We start from the raw sequence: 19,506 nt of genomic DNA on the forward strand, positions 1-19,506 counted from the left end.
GGCGTAACGATCTGGCGCGCAAGGGGATGAGCATGGGCGAAGTGGCATCGAAGGAGCAGTTGCGGATGTCCTTCGTTCGCTGGGCGGCGGTGGCGGTGCCTGCGGTGCTGTTGCTCGGCTTCCTCTCCGGCCGCACCGTGCCGTCGGGGGAGCAGAATGGCTGGTACGCCGCGCTGACCAAGCCCGACTTCACGCCGCCGGGCTGGGCGTTTCCGGTCGTCTGGTCGTTGCTCTACGTCATGATAGGGGTGGCGCTGGCGCTGGTGTTGAGCGCGCGTGGCGCGCGATTGCGGGGGCTCGGCATCGCGCTGTTCGTCGCCCAGCTCGCCGGCAATCTCGCCTGGACGCCCTTGTTCTTCGGCGCGCACCACGTCGGCGCGGCATTCCTGTTGATCGTCGCGATCCTCGGCCTGTCGATCCTCACCACGATCGTCTTCGCGCAGGTTCGGCGCGTCGCGGCGTGGCTGATGGTGCCGTACATGGCGTGGCTGTGCCTCGCCGGCGCGCTCAATTGGGAGATCGGGCGGCTGAATCCGGACGCGGAACGGGTTGTGAAAGCCGCCGCGGCATCCCAAGTGATCCGCTGACCTTTGCTCTCGCAGGACGAATCGCCATGCAATCCGAAAACCAACTGTTCGGTGACGTCGCCAAATTGTTCAACGGTGCGGCCGGCACGATCGCGGGCATGGGCCGCGAGGCCGAGGCGAACGCCCGCGCGCGTGCGCGTGAGTGGATCGGCGGGCTCGACTTCGTGGCGCGTGACGAGTTCGAGGTCGTGAAGGCGATGGCGATCGCAGCGCGTGACGAGAATGACGCGCTGCGCGCGCGGCTCGAAAAGCTGGAAGCGGCGCTGGCCGACCGCCCGACCACCTGACGTGCTGGCCGCGCGTGTATCCCCGCGGGGATGACGCGCGGCATGGGCCATGCGATAAGATGCCGATGCTCGACGAAGCCGACCAATTTTCCGAACCCGAAGCACCACTCGACATGCTCGAATCCTACTTCCTCGCGCACGGCTGGCCGTGCGAGCGGAACGAGGACGAAATCACCGCGACCGTCAAAGGCAGCTGGACCGAATATGAACTCCGCGCGCTGTGGCGCGAAGAGGACGGAGTGGTGCAATTGCTCGCCTTCCCCGACGTGAAGGTGGCCGAGGGGCGGCGCGGCAAGATCTACGAGACCCTGGGGCTGATCAACGAGCAGCTGTGGCTGGGCCATTTCGAGATGTGGTCGTCCAGCGGCATCCTGCTCTATCGTTGCGCCACCGCGATCGAGACGCGCGAGGGCGAGGCGACGATGTCGCTCCCGACCGCCGAGCTGCTGATCGACTCGGCGATCGACGAGTGCGAGCGTTTCTACCCGGTCTTCCAGTTCGTGCTGTGGGGCGGAAAATCGCCGAGCGAGGCGATCGCTGCTGCGATGGTCGAGACGCAGGGCGAGGCCTGACCAAGATGCGGCTGTGGATGATCGGTTGCGGCAACATGGCCTCGGCGATGCTGCGGCGGTGGCTGGACAGCGGCGTGGTGGCGGCCGACGACGTCGACGTGGTCAACCGGACCGCCCGTGTGCTGCCCGGCGACGTGCGGCAGGCGCGCGCTCTTCCCGACGGTCCGCCCCCCGACGTCGTAGTGCTGGGGATCAAGCCGCAACAACTGGACGAGGTGGCCGCGATCCACCGTGAGCGCGTGCGCGCCGCGCCCTTGCTGGTGTCGATGCTCGCCGGCGCCGACCCCGAACGACTGGCGGCGGCGTTCCCCGGCCCGGTGGCGGTACAGACGATGCCCAACCTGCCGGTCGAGCTAGGCCGCGGTGTCCTCGCCGTTCACGCGCCGGCCGCGCCGGCCGCCGCGCGCGCGACGGTCGATCGCCTGATGGCCCCGCTCGGGCTGGTCGAGTGGTTCGACGATCCCGCGCGCTTCGCCGCTGCGGGTGCGTTGTCCGGCTGCGGGCCGGCGTTCCTCTTCCGCTTCGTCGATGCGCTCGCCGCTGGCGGGATCTCGATCGGGCTCGACCCGGAGCGTGCCGCAGCGGTGGCGCTGGCGACGGTCGAAGGCGCGGCAGCGATGGTGGCTGCCAGCGATCGTACGCCTGCCGCGCTTGCCGACGCGGTCGCCAGCCCCGGCGGCATGACGCGGGCAGGGCTGAATATGCTTGACGAGCCTCACGGGCTTACCCCGCTTCTGCAACGCACGCTGCGCGCGGCGGCGGCGCGGGGTGCGGAGATGGCGAAGGGCTGACTGGCGGGCGGCGCTACCCGCGCAGGCCTTCTACCCGCGCGATCTCGTCATCGGGGATCAAGCCCTCCAGCACCGCCCAGAAACCCGTCACCGCGCCTTGCCCGGCGCGCGAATAGGCTGCCGACAATTTTTCGCGCAGTGCCTCGTACAGGCTCGTCTCCAGTTCGACCCCGGCCGGCGTCAGCCGCAGCAATCGCTGCCGCCGGTCGCGGTCCCCGGCGCGCGTCTCGACCAGTTCACGCTCCATCAGCTCGTTCAGCACCCGGCCGAGCGACTGTTTGGTGATCGCCAGCAGCGCGAGCAGGTCGCTGACCGGCATGTCTGGCTTGCGGGCGATGAAGTATAGCGCGCGGTGGTGCGCGCGCCCCAACCCCTGCCTCGACAATCCCTGGTCGATCGAGCGCGTGATATGCGCGTTGCCGAAATACAGGAGCTCCAGCCCGCGACGAATCTCGGTTTCGCGCAGGAAAAGCGGCGAGGCGGAGTGGGTTGGGGCAGCCATGTTGACCGGCTTTGCCATCCGCCCTAGGCCACCGCAACCCCGGCGCACCGACTTGCCGTCGTACGCCGCTCACGATCCTTGGAGGCCACGCCCCGTGAACTTCGCGTTCGAACCGCATCCGTCCCCCGTTTCCGCCAACGATCGCGCGGCGCGGCTGGTCGATCCCGGGTTCGGGCGCGTCTTCACCGATCACATGGCGGTGCTGCACTATTCCGAAGGCCGCGGCTGGCACGACGGCAGCATCGGGCAGCGCGTGCCGCTGACCATGGACCCGGCGTCGTCGGTGCTCCACTATGCGCAGGAGATTTTCGAGGGGCTCAAGGCGTACAGGCTGGAGGACGGGGGCTTCGCGCTGTTCCGTCCGGAAGCGAATGCACGGCGCTTCAACGCCTCGGCGCGGCGAATGGCGATGCCCGATCTGCCGGAAGAACTCTTCATCGAATCGGTCGAGCAACTGGTGCTGACCGAGCGCGACTGGATGCCGACGGTCGAGGGCGGCTCGCTTTACCTGCGACCGTTCATGATCGCGTCCGAGGCGTTTCTCGGCGTCAAGCCGTCCGCCGAATATCTGTACATCGTGCTCGCTTCGTCGGTCGGCGCCTATTGGAAGGGTGGCGCGCGCGCGATTTCGCTGTGGGTCAGTCATGATTATACGCGTGCCGCGCCCGGCGGAACGGGCGCCGCCAAGTGCGGCGGCAATTACGCCACCAGCCTGATCGCCCAGCAGGAAGCGATCCGCCGCGGTTATGATCAGGTGGTGTTCCTCGACGCGGTCGAGCGCCGCTGGATCGAGGAGCTCGGCGGAATGAACATTTTCTTCGTGTTCGAGGACGGCTCGCTGCGCACGCCGCCGCTGACCGGCACGATCCTGCCCGGCATCACGCGGGACTCGATCCTGCGCATCGCCCGCGACCAGGGTCTGACCGTCAACGAGGAGCCCTATGCACTGGAAGACTGGCGTGCCGACGCCGCCAGCGGCCGGCTGGTCGAGAGCTTCGCATGCGGTACCGCCGCCGTCGTCACGCCGATCGGCCGCGTCGCCGGCCCGGATTACGAATTCACGATCGGCAGCGGCGGCACCGGCCAGCTGACGGCGCACTTCCTCGACCGGCTGACCGCGATCCAGCGTGGCCGCGCGGAAGATTCGCACGGCTGGTTGCATCGTATCGGTTGAGCTTTCCCGCGCGCCCGGTTAAGGCGCGCGGCTCGTTGGGGCGTCGCCAAGCGGTAAGGCACCGGTTTTTGGTACCGGCATTCGCAGGTTCGAATCCTGCCGCCCCAGCCAGTTTTAAAAAAACCAGACTTCGCAGTAACTTGCGGCCCAATTTAGCGGAAGTGTGGGGCAGGTCTGTGGGGCATATGTGCGGGGCGGTCTCAGATTGCTTCATTCGCTAGAGCCCGTCTGCATCTTTCGCTTGGACTTCCCGCCTACACCGCTAGGTTTTTCCCAAAGGGGTGGGGTAAGTCGTGGCAGAGGCGAAGGCGAAGACGCGCAATATCGAAACTTGGGAAGTTGCACTGATTAAGGCGCTCTTGAGGCGGCAGCAGCACACCAAGGACCAGATCATCTCCCTGTTCAGTCGGCCGGATCGCACGGTCAATCCCTACCGGCTGGCCGAGATCGCCAAGGGAGAAGCTTTCGCTGAGGTCGAGGAGGCGGAAGAGCTTCAGGTCACCACGTACCTGAAGGGATTCGGTAGAACTGAAGACCCTCGCCGGGCTTTCCAAGACGCAAGCCCGCTCCATCCAGTTAATCTGCGGCTTTTGCTCACCCTTCGAGCTGGCACGGACGAGTTGATAATCGAGGAAACGGACCGATTCGAATGTAAAGAAAGCCTGAACTTCTCCGGCAAGGCAGCCTACGCCCGCGCGATTGTCGCCTTCGCTAACGCACGGGGAGGCATGCTGCTGTTCGGAGTGCGCGATGCCGACAAGAAGATCGTGGGTATCAATCCGGGAAGGTTGAAGGGGTACGACCCTGCCAAGCTTAATCAGTACCTCATGTCGGCGTTTACCCCTGTGCCCCTATGGCAGAAGGGAGAAGTCGAAATAGCTGGCAAGACAGTGGGTGTCATTTTTGTGCCACAGGCGACCGAAAGGCCGCTAATTTGCACGAAGGATGACGGAGACGACCTCCGAGAGGGCGATATCTACTTCCGCTATCCGGGGGAGAACCGGCGTGTTAAATATGCCGAACTTGCTTCTATCATCAACCAGAAAAGGCAGGAAGCTGGCCGGGCGTGGGGTTCGATCCTGCGTCGTATAGACCGCGCAGGGATAGAGAATGTGGCTCTTCTCAATGTAGAGAGCGGATTAGTTGAGGGTCCCTCTGGTCGCTTCCTCATAGATGAGACGCTCATTCCAAAACTCCAATTCATTTCGCGCGGTCATTTCTCAGAAGAGGAGGGCGCGCCAGCGTTGCGGCTCCTTGGGGACGTCGAGACTATCCAAGGAGCAACCGTAGATGTTGCGGCGGAGGTGGTCGATCACGTTCACGTCAATGACGACCTCCTTATTGAAGCGTTCGTTTCGAGAGCTTCCGTGAGCCATCCTAGGCTCTTCATCGAGCATCTGGCATACACAACCAAGCTCTGGCTGCCTGTGTTTGCCTTTGTCCGAATGGCAGGGATGACCGATGAAGAGGCGGCAGCGCTAGTGGCGGAGCAGCAAGGTGCGAAGCCCAAGATGGTCGAACGTCAGGGAGTGCGGATTGTCTCTCGCGACGTTCCCGTTGGAGCGGCGAAGCCCACATCAGCAGAACCCGCAAGGTCCGCCATTATCGCACAGACGCTGCCAACGCCCGCCACCGAAAAGGATTGCCGCGCCTTTGTGAAGGCCGTGCGAACATTAGAGGCGGGAGAGGTGAAGGCCGACTACCTCCTGCCTCTTCTCGAAAGTTGTTGGCGCACCTTCGATAAACCCGGCGTCCGCGCTTCGACACAGTATGCCATCGCGCATGTTGACGTCATGCTGCACAAGCAGGGAGCAAAGTGAAGGCGACAGGTGGTAGCTCATATCTTTGAGAAAGAAAAAAGCAGGGCCTCCTGTCCCCTCCCTCACACCTACGCCGCCCGTTTTTCCGCGCGCTGGTTAGCCGCACGGCTTACCCCGTACTCCCGCGCCAGCACCACTAATGAAATCCCAGCGGCCCGCCGTGCCTTCATGGCGTCCTGCTGATCCCTGTACAGAGCCGAGGGACGCCCCAGAGCCTTGCCCGCGGCCTTGGCACGGGTCAGGCCTGCTTGGGGCCGCTCGATCAATAGGTCACGCTCGAACTCCGCCACCGCCGATCGGACGCCCATGGTCATCTTCCCGCCGCGCTGGTCAGGTCGACGCTCCCAAGGCGAGGCAGTGAACGCGGACCCCGTCCGCTGCCAGCCGCTCGACAGTGGCGCGCACGTTCATCGCGTTGCGCCCTAGGCGGTCCAGCTTCGTGACAATGTGGACGTATCCCACCTCCAGGCGGTCGACAAGGCGGGCGAACCCGGCCCGCTCCATGGCTGCCACGGACCCAGAGACGGTCTCTTCCACCACGCGCTTGGGCTCAACGGCGACACCGGCGGCGGCAATCTCCCGGAGGGCAGCAGTCCGGCGAACCCGACTGGATCTTCGCGCTTCGAGACCCTGCGATCAGGCGCACTGGACATCGTCGACGATGACGTGAGGCTTGAGGGACATGATTTTGCGGACGTGTTCGGGATCGGCGAGCGACCGCGACGGTTTGCCGATCAAATAGCCCTGGATGGCTGAGCATCCCTCCCTTACGACGATCGCCAGCTGAGCGGCTTCCTCGACCCCTTCCGCGAGCACCGACATGTTTAGCGTGGCGCCAAGCATCGCGACCGACCGCAGGATCGAGACCGCCTGATCGTCATGCTCGATCTCGGCGACGAACGATGCGTCGAGCTTGATGCGGTCGAAGGGGAATGATCGCAGCACATCGAGCGACGAATAGCCGACGCCGAAATCGTCAAGTGCGATCCCGATCCCCATCGCCTTCAGGGCCCGCAACTGTTCGAGTGCGAAACGCCGATCATGAATGATCGCGCTTTCCGTCAACTCGAGCGACAAGCGTTCGGGTGCCAGTCCGCTATCAGCCAGTGCAGAGCGCACGGTTTCGATCAGCAATGGATCGGCCAGGTGGATCGGGGAAAGGTTGACGGCGACGGGGTAGCGGTTCGGCCACGCGGCTGCTTCGAAGCACGCCTGGCGAAGAACCCAGATGCTGAGGGGAACGATGTCACCGCTTTTTTCGGCCAATGGAACAAACATCGCTGGTGGAACCATGCCCCTGGTCGGGTGCCGCCAGCGGATGAGTGCTTCGTAGCCTGTGATCTCGCCAGACGGGACGATCGCCTGTACTTGATAATGAAGCTCGAACGCCGCCGCATCCAGCGCCGTTCGCAGGTCGGCAATCAACTCACGCCGCTCCCGAACCGCATCATCCATCTGCGCGTCATAGTAGCAAGGTTCGGTCGAGTGCGCGGACTTTGCCCGGTACATCGCGAGATCCGCCTTGGCGAGCAGCGCGTCGGCGTCAAACCCGTCATGGTTCGCCAGAGCGACACCGATGTTGGTCCCCACCGACGCCGTGAATCGCTCGAACACGAATGGTGCTTCGAATACAGCGCGGAGCCTGGCGAGAAAATGACGTAGTTCGTCGGGATCGTCGTAGGAGACCACCGCCGCAAATTCATCGCCGCCGAGTCGCGCGATGAACTCTCCGGTCTCCAGTATCGCCGTCAGCCGCGCAGCCAGAGCGACAAGAAGCTGGTCGCCGGCCTGATGCCCATAGGTGTCGTTGACCACCTTGAACCGTGAGAGATCCAGCACGATAACCGCCATGCACGAATAACCGCCATTGATCAGAAAGCGTTGTTCGAGCTCTCCCATGAAGCTGGTTCGGTTCGATAAGTCCGTGAGGCCATCGTGCATTGCCATTCGACTAAGGCGTCGGTACGATTCACTTTGTGTATGTCCGTCGATAAGCGCGCTGATCGCTGCACATCCGACGATGATGCCGGTGGCGACCGTCGTCGTGACGACCAGGGCATCTATCGTTAGATCGGATAGTCCGTTGCCTAGCTTCAGCACCGTGATCTGCATCGCAGCCATGCCGGTGAAGTGCAGCGCTGCCACTGCGAGGCTCAGCAGCCCGACCGCCCGTATGCTAGCAGCGCGGCCTTGCGTTTTCAGGTCCTGAAAGGCGGCGGCCGTCAGGCCGCATGAAAGTGCCACCGATGCTGCAACGTAACGCCAGTCCCATGTGACGATACCGTCTACCCGATATGCCGCCATCCCGATGTAGTGCATCACTGCGATGCCGGCGCCGATGAGACTGCCGCCAGCAACGCCCGCCCATGATTGTTGCCGCGCTGCGATCGCAAGCCCCGGGGCGGCCAGAAGCATGGCAGCAAGCAGCGAACCGAGGGTCAGCATCGGATCAAGTACGACCGGCGTGGCTGCGCGGAAGGCCATCATCGCAACGAAGTGGGTTGCCCAGACCATCGTGCCGGCACTGACGGCCGCCAGGATCACCCAGCCCAGACGGCTGTGACCGGACGAGGCGCGAACGCGGTTAAACAACTGCACCGACGCCGCAGAGCCGATGACGCAGACCAGCAGCGCCAGAGCGACCAGACGCAGGTCGTGCTCGCGGGCGATACAAAGGGCGACGCGCATCATCGCGCGCCGCCCCGGCTAAGCAGCTCCATGCGCCCTTCGAGCGCCTTCGAAACCTGCCGGGCCAAGCTTGAGAGATAAGCCTTCTGATCGGCCGAGGCAGCCTTTCTAACCTTCGTATCCGCGACGCAGAGCGCACCGACGTGGATACCGTCGGTGCGCTGCAAGCTGGCGCCGATGTAGTAGCGCACGTAAGGCTCCCCGGTGACGCCGGGGAGGCGTGAGAATCTGGGATCCGAGAGTGGGTCCACCACCTCGAGCACGTCGGGGCAGTCGAGCGCGAAACCGCAGAACCCGCTCGCGCGCGGGATGCAGTCGATCACCAGGCCATGGCTGGCCTTGAACCACTGCTGATCACCATGGATCAGCGACAACATCGCAAGTGGCGCATCGAAAGCCTGCGCTGCCGCGGCCACAAAGCGATCGAACGTCGGCTCCGGCGCTGATCCGACGACGTTCAAGCCCCTGACTGCGCGGGATCGTTTCCGCTCTTGTAACAGGCTTTTCAGCATCGGCTTCTCGTGCTCGAATATCGGTAAGTTTATCCTCATCGCCTGAACCGCTTAAAGAATCATGCTCGGACTGTCTGCCGAACGTTTCCGGACGTGACGCACCGCGCCTTCACCGAGCCACTCGCCCGGCGAGGATGTCCATTTCGTCGGTCGCAATTCTTGCCTGAGCGACTGACCAAAGTGGGAATGTCGAAGCGTTGGTCGAGCGCTCGCAACCGGCGCCCGCCGTGGCAGACAGCCTGCGCAAGCAGGGTTACGCATCGCCGTCGAGATGATAGAGAACGGCATGCGCAAGCTCGTGCCCCTTCTGGCGTGCCTGATGCTGGTCTTCACCGTCTGGGCCGGGATGGCGCATGCCGCGGAAGTCGGCGGCGGCGAGATGAGCAGGACCGAAATGGCCGCGCATGCGCCAGGTGACGGTGACGAGGTTTCCGCGGACGCCGACAAGAATTATCCGCATCATCATGCGAGCTGCCACGAACACCACGTGGATACGCCTTCTATCCGTTCGACTGCCGCTCCGATCGCCCTCGCATCCGCGAGGCCGCTGCCGCCGCGCAGCCGCGCGTTGAGCGGGCACGACACGGAAGCGGACCTTCGCCCCCCGCAGGCCTGACCCGCCCCGTCGGGCGCGCGACCGTGCGTCCGGGTGACCCCGTCAGGAGCATTTCATGAACCGCATCATCGCGGCCGGGCTGGGCGCAGTCGCCTGCGCATCGTCGCTGCAGGCCCAGACCGACCGGACCGCCGTCCCGGCATCGGTCCTCACGCTTGCCGAGGCTATCGAGAGAGCAGGCGCGTCGTCTCCGTTCCGGGATGCGGGGTCGGCCGGCCTCCGTGCCGCGGAGGCGCAACGTCGCGTCGCCGCGCTTCGCCCCAATCCGTCGATCGTCGGCGAGGCGGAGAACGTCGCCGGCACCGGCATCTATCAGGGGCTGCGATCGTCGGAGACGACGCTCGGCCTCGCGCTGCCGCTGGAACTCGGCGGCAAGCGCGGCGCCCGCATCGCCGTAGCGGAGGCGCAACTCGGCCGCGCCGGTCTCCAGGCCGAGATCGCGCGCGCCGACCTGCGACTGCGGGTGACACAGTCCTACAATGCGGCCGCCGCCGCCCAGCGCTGCGTCGCCATTGCACAGGATCAGGCCGGCATTGCAGCCGAGGTACTTCGCGCCGCCCGCGTGCGGGTACAGGCCGGTCGCGCATCGCCGCTCGAGGAGCAGCGTGCCGCCGTCGCACGCATCCTCGCCGAAGGTGCGCTGGATCGGGCACGCCGGTCGACAGAGGTGGCGTCCGGCAATCTCGCCCGGCTGCTCGGCATGCCGGTCGATCGGCTCGATCTCGCCTGGTTCGATGCAGTGCCCCCAGGCGGCACGCACCGCACATCGTCGGCAGCGGGAACGCTGACGGCCGCCAGCGCTCGTGCCGATCTCGACACGGCGACCGCGCAGGTCCGTCTGGCCCGCAGTCAGCGGGTGCCGGACCTCACCGTCAGCGCCAGCGCGAGGCGGCTGGAGCAGACCAACGACGTCGCCGCGGTGTTCGGGATCTCTATCCCGCTGAACGTCTTCAACAACGGTCGGGCCAGCATCGCCGTTGCCGAGGCGCAGCGGGAACAGTCCGACGCCCGGCGACGGGTCGCGCTGCTTGATGCCGAGCAGGCGGTGGCGACGGTACAGGCCGAGGCAGAGAACGCTGCGACCACGGCGCGCAACGCCAGCGGGCCGGCGCTCGCCGCGGCGGCCGAGGCAGCCCGGATCGCCCGCATCGGCTACCGCGAAGGCAAGTTCGGGCAGCTCGATCTCCTCGATGCCGAACGCACGCTGCTCGAAACCCGCACGACCGCGATCGACGCGCTGGCCGCCCATCACGATGCGCAGGCGCGCCTGGAACGGCTGACCGCCGCCGCGCCGCTCCCCGAGGACGATCGACCATGAACCGCATCATGAAGGCCGCCATGCCCGCCGTCCTGTCGCTCGCCGTCTCCGGCTGCGGCCGGTCGGCAGAGCTTGCGGAAAACCCCGGCGAGGTCGTGGAGACCAGGGAGGCCGCCACCGGCGATCCGATGACCGCGCCGCTCTCTGCGCAGCAGATCGCCGACGCAGGCATCGAGGTCACCCGCCCGACCGTTGGCGGCGTCGCGGGCGCGATCGAGCTTCCTGCGACAATCGAGGGCGACCCGCAGGGCGTGCAGGTGGTCTCGGCCGCCATCGGCGGCCGCCTCGTCTCTCTGACGCGCAATCTAGGCCAGCCGGTCCGGCGCGGCGAGACGTTGGCCGTCATCGAGAGCCGGGAGGCCGCAAGCCTCAACGCCGAGGTGGAAGCCGCGCGCGCGCGCTCCGCGCTGGCCCGGTCGAACCTGCGACGCGAGCAGCGCCTGTTCGCCGAGCGGGTGTCGCCCGAGCAGGACCTCATCGCCGCGCGCACCGCCGCGATCGAGGCCGACATTGCGCTGCGCCTTGCGCGTCAACAGCTGTCGGCCACCGGCGGCGGCGGCGGCGGCGCGCTCAACCGCATCACGGTGCGCTCGCCGATCTCCGGACAGGTGATCGCCCGCTCGGCGACGCTCGGCCAGCAGATCGCCGCCGACGCCGAGATCTTCCGTGTCGCGAACCTCGCCAAGGTGTCGGTGACGATGTCGCTGGTGCCGGCGGATGCCGGTCGGGTCGCCCCGGGCGCACGCGTCGAGGTCACGTCGTCGGGACGGCATCAGGAAGGCCGCGTCACCTTCGTCTCGCCGATCCTCGACGAGACCACCCGGCTCGTGCCGGTGATCGCGACCATCGACAATGCCGGCGGCACATGGCGCGTCGGCGAGAATGTCAGCGTGTCGGTGCTGTTGCCCGCCACCGGTGATCGCAGCGTCGCCGTGCCGTCCGCCGCGGTGCAGATGATCGGCGACAAGCCGCATGTCTTCGTGCGGACCCCCTCGGGCTTCAAGGCGATTGCGGTGACGCTCGGCCGCGCCAACGGCGGCTCGGTCACCGTCACCGCCGGCCTGACCGGTGAGGAGCGCATCGCCTCCACCAACTCGTTCACGCTCAAGGCCGAACTCGGCAAGGGTGAAGCGAAGGATGAGGATTAGGCCATGCTCGCCCGTATCGTGACCCTCGCGGTCGAGAAGCGCTGGCTCGTCCTGCTGCTGACCGTCGCCGCGGCACTCGCCGGAGTGTTCGCCATCCAGCGGCTGCCGATCGACGCCGTGCCCGACATCACCAACAATCAGGTGCAGATCAACGTCGTCGCGCCTGCACTATCGCCCGACCAGATCGAGAAGCAGGTCGCCTTCACCGTCGAAACCGCGCTCGCGGGCATTCCCGGCCTCGAACATACCCGGTCGCTCAGCCGCAACGGTTTCGCCCAGATCACCGCGGTCTTCGATGAGAAGACCGACATCTATTTCGCGAGGTCGCAGGTCGCCGAACGGCTGCGCACCGCCGAGGAGAGCCTGCCCGACGGCGTGAACCCCGAGATGGGACCGATCGCGACGGGCCTGGGCGACATTTTCATGTGGACGGTCGAATATCGTGAGCTCGACCAGGTCAAGCACCGGAACGGCGAACCCGGGCTCCAGAAGGACGGCAGTTACATCACGCCGGAGGGCGACCACCTCTTCGAAGCTGCCGCCAAGGCGACCTACCTGCGCACCGTACAGGACTGGATCGTCACGCCGCAGCTGAAGGGCAGTGCGGGCTTGGCCGGAGTCGACAGCCTCGGCGGCTATACCAAACAATATCTCGTCGTCCCCGACATCCAGCGCATGGCAGCGATGAAGATCACGCTGCAGGATCTCGCCACCGCGCTCGAGCGCAACAACACCAGCGCCGGCGCGGGCGTGGTCAACCGCAACGGCGAGGGGCTGGCCGTCCGTGCGGACGGCCGCGTGCGCAATGCCGACGAACTGGCGCGGACCGTGATCGCCACGCGCGAGGGCGTGCCGATCCTGCTCAGCCAGATCGCCACCGTCCGTGCCGGGCAGGCGCTGCGCATGGGCTCCGCCTCGGAGGACGGTCATGAGGTCGTCGTCGGCACCGCGGTGATGCGGATCGGGGAGAACAGCCGCACCGTTTCCACCGCGGTTGGCGCGCGGCTGCACGATATCGGTCGCGCGTTGCCTGTCGACGTTGTGGTAAAGCCGGTGCTCGATCGCACCGAACTGGTCAACTCGACCATCGCGACCGTCGCCGGCAACCTGGCGGAAGGAGCGCTGCTCGTCATCGTCGTATTGTTCGCGCTGCTCGGCAATCTCCGCGCGGCGTTGATCGCGGCGCTCGTCATCCCGATCACGATGCTCCTGACCAGCATCGGGATGCTGAAAGTGGGCGTTTCGGCCAATCTGATGAGTCTGGGCGCGCTCGATTTCGGCCTGATCGTCGACGGCGCCGTCATCATCGTCGAGAACGCGTTGCGACGGCTCGGCCACGCCCAACATGGCCGCAACGAGCCGCTGCCGCTCCGCCAACGCCTCGATCTGGTTGCGGCGTCGGCGCGCGAGATGATCCGTCCGTCCGTCTACGGTCAGGCGATCATCATCCTCGTCTACGCGCCGTTGCTCACCTTCACCGGCGTGGAGGGCAAGATGTTCGAGCCGATGGCGCTGACCGTCATCATCGCGCTCGTCTTCGCCTTCATCCTGTCGATGACCTTCGTGCCCGCCGCGATCGCCATCTGGCTCAGCCGACCGGTCGACGAGAAAGAAAGCCGGATCGTCGGCTGGCTGCGTCGCCGCTACGAGCCCGGCCTCGGCAAGGCGATGAGGCGGCCGGGCGTCACGCTCGGCGTCGCCGTCGGCGCACTGGCACTCGCCGGCATTGCCTTCACCACCCTGGGACAGGAGTTCCTGCCGCAACTCGACGAGGGCAACATCCTCGTCCAGGCGGTGCGCATTCCCGGAACCTCGGTTGACCAGAGCCAGGCGATGCAATTTCAGGTCGAGAAGATGCTCGCCCGCCAGCCCGAGGTGCGCTTTGCCTTCTCGCGCACCGGCACGTCGGAGATCGCCTCGGACCCGATGCCGCCGAACGCGACCGACACCTTCGTCATCCTGAAGCCGCGCGCCGAGTGGCCCGATCCTGATCTGGGCAAGAAGGAACTGGTGGAGCGGATGGAAAAGAGGCTCTCTACGCTGCCCGGCAACGCCTACGAGATCACCCAGCCGATCCAGATGCGCTTCAACGAACTGATCGCAGGCGTCCGCGGCGACATCGCGGTCAAGGTGTTCGGCGACGACTTCGGCGGCATGAACGACGCGGCCGGCCGCATTGCCGCCATCCTGCGCAAGACACGCGGTGCCGACGACGTGCGGGTCGAGCAGACGGAGGGGCTGCCGATGTTCGACATCCGCCCCAATCGCATGGCGATGTCGCGGATCGGTGTCACCGCCGGCGACGTGCAGGACACCGTCGCTGCCGCGATCGGCGGACGCGAGGCCGGCGTGATCTTCGAGGGCGATCGCCGCTTCCCTGTCGTCATCCGCCTGTCGGAAGCATCGCGTTCGGACCTGACCGAGGTGGCGCAGGTGCCGGTGCCGACCTCCGCCGGCGGTTTCGTGCCGCTGTCGACGGTGGCCGACATCGCCGTCGTCGACGGCCCCAACCAGATCAGCCGTGAAAACGGCAAGCGCCGCGTCGTCGTGCAGGCGAATGTCCGTAATCGCGACGTCGCCGGCGTGGTGGCGGACGCGCGTGCCGCGATCGATGCGCAGGTCAGGATGCCGCCCGGAAGCTACGTCGAATGGGGCGGACAGTTCGAGAATCTGGCATCGGCGCGCGACAGGCTGCTGCTGGTCGTTCCCGTGTGCTTCGCGGTCATCATGCTGCTGCTCTACGGGGCGCTCGGGTCGGTGCGCGACGCCGTCATCGTCTTCACGGGCGTGCCGCTGGCGCTGGTAGGTGGCGTGCTGGCGCTGGCGTTGCGTGGTATGCCGTTTTCGGTTTCGGCGGCCGTGGGCTTCATCGCGCTGTCCGGCATTGCCGTGCTCAACGGCCTCGTCATGGTGGCGTCGATTCACGACTTCATGGCACGCGGCATGGAGCGGGTGAGGGCGGCTCATGACGGGGCGTTGGCGCGACTTCGGCCGGTCGCGATGACGGCGCTGGTGGCATCGCTCGGCTTCGTGCCGATGGCGGTCGGGCACGGGGCCGGCGCCGAGGTGCAGAAACCGCTCGCCACCGTCGTCATCGGCGGTCTGATCTCGGCCACGCTGCTGACCTTGTTCGTCCTGCCGACGCTGTACGCGCGCTTCGGCGGATGGCGAGCGCCTGCCGTGATCGATCCGTCTCCCCAACCTTGAACGCAGGATCTGCATAGGCGGGCACCACGACCGGTAACCATCGCTGCTCCGGATTGTAGCGCGGCGACGTCGACCGCGGCGAATTCAGCAACAATCTGAAACTGATATTGATAGTGACTCGCAGCGGCGCAATCTCTATCGGGGTTCCCGGTTGAAGGGGAAACTCGTGATCTATTTCAGTGCACTACTACTCGGAACGGTATCGATGGGCGGCGCGGCGCCCGGTGCGGATGCGCTCACGGCACCGGTTCCCAACGACGTCGATGGCAATGAGCAAGTTCGCGAGGGCGACATCCTCGTCGTCGGCAAAAGCTACGGGCGGGAGGTCGGGAAAACCGTTACGCCGCTGAAGGACACGCCGAACACCGTCACCGTTATCGATCGCGAACAGATCGAGGGGCAGAACCTGTTCACGCTGGAAGACGCGCTGACCGCCACGACGGGCATCACCGTCAACGGGGTGGGCAGCGAAGACCCGTCGTTCCTCTCGCGCGGGTTCGCGATCAACAATTATCTGATCGACGGTGTGCCCACGTTGTCGGTAAACTTCCCTTCCGCGGTTCCGGACCTGTTCTTCTACGACAGGTTGGAGGTGCTGCGCGGCCCTGCCGGACTGTTCAGCGGATCGGGCAACCCCGCGGGCAGCATCAACCTGGTCCGCAAGCGGCCGCTGGAGAGTGCGCGTTTGCAGGCCAGCGCCGGCTACGGAAGCTATGAGAACGTCCGTCTCGAACTCGATGCCTCGGCGCCGATCGGCAGCACGGCCGGGTTGCGCGCCGGCGTGATGGCGCAGGATCAGGACCAGTTCTTCGATACCGCGCATCGCAACCGGCTGGACGCGTTCGTCGTCGGATCGCTGGAGATCGGCGCGCGGACGACACTCACCGCGGGGGCGAATTACGACCGGTTCCGACCTGCCGTCCAGTCGGGCCTGCCCGGTTACGCCGGCGGCGCCGATGGCAGCGACGGCCGCCTGCTCGACGTGCGCCGCTCCACCTATCTGGGTGCGGACTGGAACCGCTTCGACGCGACAACGTGGTCGGGCTTCGTCGAGGTGGCGCACCGTGTCTCCGATCGCTGGACGCTGCGTGCCACGGGTCTGTACACCGATGTCGATCGCGTCGACGTGTACAGCTACATCGGCGCGCAGCCGGTGACCGCCGCCAATCGCGGCTTGACGAACCAGATCGCCTACCGCGGCGATAGCAGGCAGCAGACGCGCTCGGTCGATTTCAACGGCATCGGTAGCTTCCCGCTGTTCGGACGCGATCAGACGCTGATCCTCGGGGCGGACTATCAGGCGAGTTCCGGCACCTCCTATTTCACACGATTGTCGAACTACGCCCGCATCGACGTGTTCAACCCGGTGTCGCCGGCCGAACCGCCGCTTGATCCCTACGGTCGTTTGCCTCCGTATCCGGTGCAGGGCACGCCCGGCATCTGCACGCCGGTGCAGACGCCCGCGCAATGCGTGACGCAGGTATATGGCGGCTCGACCACGGAGGTGGAGCAATACGGCATCTATGGCCAGATGCGGCTCAGCCCGCTCGCCGGCCTGACGCTGATCGGTGGCGGTCGGCTGACGTGGTACGACACCGGCAGCCAGACCTTGCTGCCAGCGGTGGGGATGCGGTCCGGCTATACGATCGAGAACCGCTTCACCCCCTATGCCGGGATCGTGTGGGACGTGACGCGCGACCTGAACCTGTACGCCAGCTATGCCGACAGCTTCACGCCACAGGCGCAGCCGGTTGGACGGCAGCGCGCCGACGGCGACGGCATCGAACCGATGATCGGCGAGCAGTTCGAGGCTGGCAGCAAGCTGTCGTTGATGAACGACCGGCTGCTGCTGTCGGCCGCCGCCTATCAGATCACGCAGACCAACCGCCTGTTCAACGATCCGGTCGACACGACGCTTTACTATCAGCTCGGCAAGGTGCGCTCGCGCGGGATCGAGGCGGAGCTGAGCGGCGAGATCGTGTCCGGCTGGCGCATCAACGGCGGCTATAGCTACACGCGGACCAAGTTGCTGGCCGACATCAACCCCGCCGTCGAGGGAACGTCGCTGGTGCCGGTCATCCCGCGGCACATGGCCAAGCTGTTCACCAACTATGCGCCGGCCGGCGGCGCGCTGGCGGGGGCGAGCATCGGCGGCGGTCTGACGTTCTTCGGTGAGACGTCTGGCGGCACGCCCTCGTCGGTGGCGGCAAACGGAACGCGGACCGTCTCGACCGTCGTGCGACAGGGCAGCTACGCGGTGCTCGACCTGCGCGCCGGGTACAAGCTGACCGAGCAACTCGGCCTGTCGATCAACGTCAACAACCTCCTCGACCGTAGTTATTACGCACGCATCTTCTCTACGGCACGCGGCAATTACTACGGCAGCCCGCGGACCGTCTTCGCCACCCTCCGCTACACGATCGGCTGACACAATCATTTCGTTCAAAAAGGGAAATACACCATGCGCCTTTCATTGTTCGCTGCCACCCTGCTGATGATACCGTCCACTGCGTATGCGCACGAAATCTGGATCGAGCGTGACGGCACCGGCGCAGCGCGGATCTATCTGGGCGAGCCCGGCGAGGCACCGCCTCCCGGCGGCGATCCCGAATTCGCCAAGCTGCAGAAGCCCAAGTTGCTGGGTGCCGATACCAGTCCGGTCATTCGCCGCGCCGGGTTCCTCGAAGTCGCGGTTCCCCCGGGCGACGTCCGCCTCTCGGATGACGCAGTCTTCGGGCCGTGGGGGCCGAAGGACAAGCGGGAGGGAGTCATCTATTACGCGCGCGCCGGACGTCAGGAAGCGACGGCGGCGCTTCCGTTCGAGCTGGCACCGGTTGCGACGGGCGCGTCGCGCTTCGTTCTGACGCGCGATCGCCAGCCGCTTCCGAATACGGCCGTCGCGATGTTCGCGCCGGATCGGACGAAGACGGAACTGCGGACGGACGCATCCGGTGTCGTCGAAGTGCCGGCCACGCGGGCCGGTCGGTATCTGCTGGTGGCGGCGGCGCGCGACGACCGCTCGGCTACGCTGCCGGGCGGGAAGGTTGACGTGGTGCACCACATCACGACCACGTCGTTCGTCTTGCCCTGACGAGGGCGCCGGCGGTGACCGGCCCTGCCCGCGTCGAGAAGCGGGCAGGGCATGTGTGCAGCAGCGCGCTTTAACGGACGCGGGCTGCCAGGCGGAATACGAAGGCGAGCAGCCCCGAAGCTCGACAGGGCCTACTTACCCGTCGCTTTCTCGATCAGTTCGATGACCCAATCTCCGTCGAGCAGGCGCTCGGCATCGGTTTGTGCGACCTCGATCGCCTGTTCGCCGCGGTAGATCCGCACGATCTGGCTGCCCGCGATATCGCGCGGCAACCTGCCGACCTCCTCTGCTTTCACGGCACGTTCCCGCAGCTCGATCCGGCCACCCCGCGTGACGAGGTCGGTGACATAGTCGGCAACATGCGGACCGGTGGTGCACTGGGCCAGCAGCTGCCCGCCGAAGCTGACCGGATTGACGATGATGCTGGCACCCGCGTCGCGGGCGAGAAGTTCGTTTTCGATGGCGGCGATCGACACCGCGATGCCGGCGTGGGGTGCGAGCCGGCGGCAGGTAAGGATGATCAACACTGCGGTATCGTCACGACCGGGGCAGACGATCACGTTGCTGGCGCTCTCGACCTTCGCGATCTCCAGCACCTTGTTGTGGGTTGCATCGCCTTCGACCGTGGTGACGCCCCATTCCTCGGCCAGCCGCAGACGGCTGCTATCCTCATCGACGACGACGATCCGTCCGGGAGAATGGCCGCGTTCGAGCAGTTCGCTGACTGCGGCGGACCCCGAGCGACCATAGCCGCAGACGATGACATGATCCTTCAACCCGTGTCTGGCGAGGCCCATGCGCCACCGCTCCCATCCTTGCCTCAGCATGAAGCTGTAGGCGCTACCCAGAAAGATCAGGAACACGAAGATCCGGATCGGCGTGACGACGAAGGTATCGAACATGCGCGCCGAGTCGCTGACCGGCACGATGTCGCCATACCCCACCGTCGTCACGGTGATGACGGTGAAATAGACGATGTCGAGGAAGCTTACCGCGCCATCCGTATTGTCCCGCAGCCCGGCGCGATCGATCCAGTGTCCGCCCAGCGCGATACCGACGAGCACCAGCACCGCCACGCCGCGGATCGCCAGCGTCGTCAGCGGGCTGAGCCGTCCCGGACGGTAGAAGCGCGGGCGCATCGCGGCCACGGCCGATCGCGCGGCCAGCCGCCCGGGCGTCAATGCGGGCTGGAC

General features: G+C 66.0%; 18 protein-coding genes and 1 tRNA gene. 12 read left to right on the forward strand and 7 right to left on the reverse strand.

Translation table 11 applies throughout. The annotated features are described in order from the left end of the window. Positions 1-32 precede the first annotated feature (32 nt). The 4 genes from SPHPHY_RS0107755 to SPHPHY_RS0107770 all read left to right on the forward strand — a co-directional run bounded on the left by SPHPHY_RS0107755 (position 33) and on the right by SPHPHY_RS0107770 (position 2,237). Entirely contained in the window at positions 33-587 is a 555-nt protein-coding gene (locus SPHPHY_RS0107755) for a TspO/MBR family protein (protein ID WP_028056626.1), read from the forward strand. A gap of 26 nt (positions 588-613) precedes the next feature. After that, complete coding sequence (locus SPHPHY_RS0107760) at positions 614-874, forward strand: accessory factor UbiK family protein (protein ID WP_022686116.1); 261 nt, start codon at positions 614-616, stop codon at positions 872-874. Positions 875-939: 65 nt separating this feature from the next. Further along, complete coding sequence (locus SPHPHY_RS0107765; protein WP_196802145.1) at positions 940-1,446, forward strand: YbjN domain-containing protein; 507 nt, start codon at positions 940-942, stop codon at positions 1,444-1,446. Between the two features lie 5 nt (positions 1,447-1,451). Continuing rightward, positions 1,452-2,237, forward strand: coding sequence for a pyrroline-5-carboxylate reductase family protein (locus SPHPHY_RS0107770; RefSeq protein WP_022686118.1), 786 nt, complete (start codon positions 1,452-1,454; stop codon positions 2,235-2,237). Positions 2,238-2,250: 13 nt separating this feature from the next. Here the strand turns inward: SPHPHY_RS0107770 and SPHPHY_RS0107775 are convergent, their stop codons facing one another. Next, the gene (locus SPHPHY_RS0107775) at positions 2,251-2,739 is read right to left on the reverse strand and encodes a MarR family transcriptional regulator (RefSeq protein WP_028056628.1); all 489 of its coding nucleotides are present in this window, start codon (positions 2,737-2,739) and stop codon (positions 2,251-2,253) included. Positions 2,740-2,833: 94 nt separating this feature from the next. On the opposite strand from SPHPHY_RS0107775, the gene SPHPHY_RS0107780 reads away from it, so the two are divergent. From SPHPHY_RS0107780 to SPHPHY_RS0107790, 3 genes are all read left to right on the forward strand, one after another. Further along, on the forward strand, positions 2,834-3,913 hold the full coding sequence (locus SPHPHY_RS0107780; RefSeq protein WP_022686120.1) for a branched-chain amino acid aminotransferase: 1,080 nt from the start codon (positions 2,834-2,836) through the stop codon (positions 3,911-3,913). A 36-nt stretch (positions 3,914-3,949) separates the two neighbouring features. After that, a tRNA-Gln gene (locus SPHPHY_RS0107785) sits at positions 3,950-4,024 on the forward strand. 182 nt (positions 4,025-4,206) lie between these two features. Beyond that, entirely contained in the window at positions 4,207-5,733 is a 1,527-nt protein-coding gene (locus SPHPHY_RS0107790) for an ATP-binding protein (protein WP_022686121.1), read from the forward strand. A 68-nt stretch (positions 5,734-5,801) separates the two neighbouring features. Here SPHPHY_RS0107790 and SPHPHY_RS22640 read toward each other — a convergent pair whose 3' ends face one another. The 5 genes from SPHPHY_RS22640 to SPHPHY_RS21955 form a co-directional block, all read right to left on the reverse strand. Next, positions 5,802-6,047, reverse strand: a complete 246-nt coding sequence (locus SPHPHY_RS22640) for a helix-turn-helix domain-containing protein (RefSeq protein WP_269213757.1) — start codon at positions 6,045-6,047, stop codon at positions 5,802-5,804. A 16-nt stretch (positions 6,048-6,063) separates the two neighbouring features. Further along, on the reverse strand, positions 6,064-6,273 hold the full coding sequence (locus SPHPHY_RS22500) for a recombinase family protein (protein ID WP_269213758.1): 210 nt from the start codon (positions 6,271-6,273) through the stop codon (positions 6,064-6,066). A 96-nt stretch (positions 6,274-6,369) separates the two neighbouring features. Further along, positions 6,370-8,424: a putative bifunctional diguanylate cyclase/phosphodiesterase gene (locus SPHPHY_RS0107800; RefSeq protein ID WP_022686122.1), complete on the reverse strand. Its 2,055-nt coding sequence runs from the start codon at positions 8,422-8,424 to the stop codon at positions 6,370-6,372. Beyond that, a complete protein-coding gene (locus SPHPHY_RS0107805) occupies positions 8,421-8,933 on the reverse strand; it encodes a GAF domain-containing protein (protein WP_028056629.1) in 513 nt (170 codons plus the stop codon). Before SPHPHY_RS0107805 ends, SPHPHY_RS0107800 begins: the two co-directional genes overlap by 4 nt. Before the next feature lie 253 nt (positions 8,934-9,186). After that, positions 9,187-9,420: a hypothetical protein gene (locus tag SPHPHY_RS21955; protein ID WP_156025064.1), complete on the reverse strand. Its 234-nt coding sequence runs from the start codon at positions 9,418-9,420 to the stop codon at positions 9,187-9,189. A 184-nt stretch (positions 9,421-9,604) separates the two neighbouring features. On the opposite strand from SPHPHY_RS21955, the gene SPHPHY_RS0107815 reads away from it, so the two are divergent. The 5 genes from SPHPHY_RS0107815 (at position 9,605) to SPHPHY_RS0107835 (ending at position 18,313) form a co-directional block, all read left to right on the forward strand. After that, entirely contained in the window at positions 9,605-10,867 is a 1,263-nt protein-coding gene (locus SPHPHY_RS0107815; RefSeq protein WP_022686125.1) for a TolC family protein, read from the forward strand. Continuing rightward, on the forward strand, positions 10,864-12,015 hold the full coding sequence (locus tag SPHPHY_RS0107820; protein WP_022686126.1) for an efflux RND transporter periplasmic adaptor subunit: 1,152 nt from the start codon (positions 10,864-10,866) through the stop codon (positions 12,013-12,015). Before SPHPHY_RS0107815 ends, SPHPHY_RS0107820 begins: the two co-directional genes overlap by 4 nt. 3 nt (positions 12,016-12,018) lie before the next feature. Further along, on the forward strand, positions 12,019-15,222 hold the full coding sequence (locus SPHPHY_RS0107825; protein ID WP_022686127.1) for an efflux RND transporter permease subunit: 3,204 nt from the start codon (positions 12,019-12,021) through the stop codon (positions 15,220-15,222). 166 nt (positions 15,223-15,388) lie between these two features. Then, positions 15,389-17,650, forward strand: a complete 2,262-nt coding sequence (locus SPHPHY_RS19720; protein WP_231370382.1) for a TonB-dependent siderophore receptor — start codon at positions 15,389-15,391, stop codon at positions 17,648-17,650. Positions 17,651-17,683: 33 nt separating this feature from the next. Beyond that, the gene (locus SPHPHY_RS0107835; protein WP_022686129.1) at positions 17,684-18,313 is read left to right on the forward strand and encodes a nickel uptake transporter family protein; all 630 of its coding nucleotides are present in this window, start codon (positions 17,684-17,686) and stop codon (positions 18,311-18,313) included. A 131-nt stretch (positions 18,314-18,444) separates the two neighbouring features. Here SPHPHY_RS0107835 and SPHPHY_RS0107840 read toward each other — a convergent pair whose 3' ends face one another. Then, the gene (locus SPHPHY_RS0107840; protein ID WP_051148401.1) at positions 18,445-19,452 is read right to left on the reverse strand and encodes a potassium channel family protein; all 1,008 of its coding nucleotides are present in this window, start codon (positions 19,450-19,452) and stop codon (positions 18,445-18,447) included. Between the last annotated feature and the right edge of the window lie 54 nt (positions 19,453-19,506).

It is taken from the genome of Sphingomonas phyllosphaerae 5.2 (assembly GCF_000419605.1).
GTDB classification, from domain to species: Bacteria; Pseudomonadota; Alphaproteobacteria; order Sphingomonadales; family Sphingomonadaceae; genus Sphingomonas; species Sphingomonas phyllosphaerae_B.

Excerpts from the sequence above, each read along its gene's own strand:
- SPHPHY_RS0107755 (WP_028056626.1), top strand. The coding sequence starts at position 33 with ATGGGCGAAGTGGCATCGAAGGAGCAGTTGCGGATGTCCTTCGTTCGC.
- SPHPHY_RS0107760 (WP_022686116.1), top strand. The coding sequence starts at position 614 with ATGCAATCCGAAAACCAACTGTTCGGTGACGTCGCCAAATTGTTCAAC.
- SPHPHY_RS0107765 (WP_196802145.1), top strand. The coding sequence starts at position 940 with ATGCTCGACGAAGCCGACCAATTTTCCGAACCCGAAGCACCACTCGAC.
- SPHPHY_RS0107770 (WP_022686118.1), top strand. The coding sequence starts at position 1,452 with ATGCGGCTGTGGATGATCGGTTGCGGCAACATGGCCTCGGCGATGCTG.
- SPHPHY_RS0107775 (WP_028056628.1), bottom strand. The coding sequence starts at position 2,739 with ATGGCTGCCCCAACCCACTCCGCCTCGCCGCTTTTCCTGCGCGAAACC.
- SPHPHY_RS22640 (WP_269213757.1), bottom strand. The coding sequence starts at position 6,047 with ATGACCATGGGCGTCCGATCGGCGGTGGCGGAGTTCGAGCGTGACCTA.
- SPHPHY_RS0107800 (WP_022686122.1), bottom strand. The coding sequence starts at position 8,424 with ATGATGCGCGTCGCCCTTTGTATCGCCCGCGAGCACGACCTGCGTCTG.
- SPHPHY_RS0107805 (WP_028056629.1), bottom strand. The coding sequence starts at position 8,933 with ATGCTGAAAAGCCTGTTACAAGAGCGGAAACGATCCCGCGCAGTCAGG.
- SPHPHY_RS0107815 (WP_022686125.1), top strand. The coding sequence starts at position 9,605 with ATGAACCGCATCATCGCGGCCGGGCTGGGCGCAGTCGCCTGCGCATCG.
- SPHPHY_RS0107820 (WP_022686126.1), top strand. The coding sequence starts at position 10,864 with ATGAACCGCATCATGAAGGCCGCCATGCCCGCCGTCCTGTCGCTCGCC.
- SPHPHY_RS0107825 (WP_022686127.1), top strand. The coding sequence starts at position 12,019 with ATGCTCGCCCGTATCGTGACCCTCGCGGTCGAGAAGCGCTGGCTCGTC.
- SPHPHY_RS0107835 (WP_022686129.1), top strand. The coding sequence starts at position 17,684 with ATGCGCCTTTCATTGTTCGCTGCCACCCTGCTGATGATACCGTCCACT.
- SPHPHY_RS0107840 (WP_051148401.1), bottom strand. The coding sequence starts at position 19,452 with ATGCGCCCGCGCTTCTACCGTCCGGGACGGCTCAGCCCGCTGACGACG.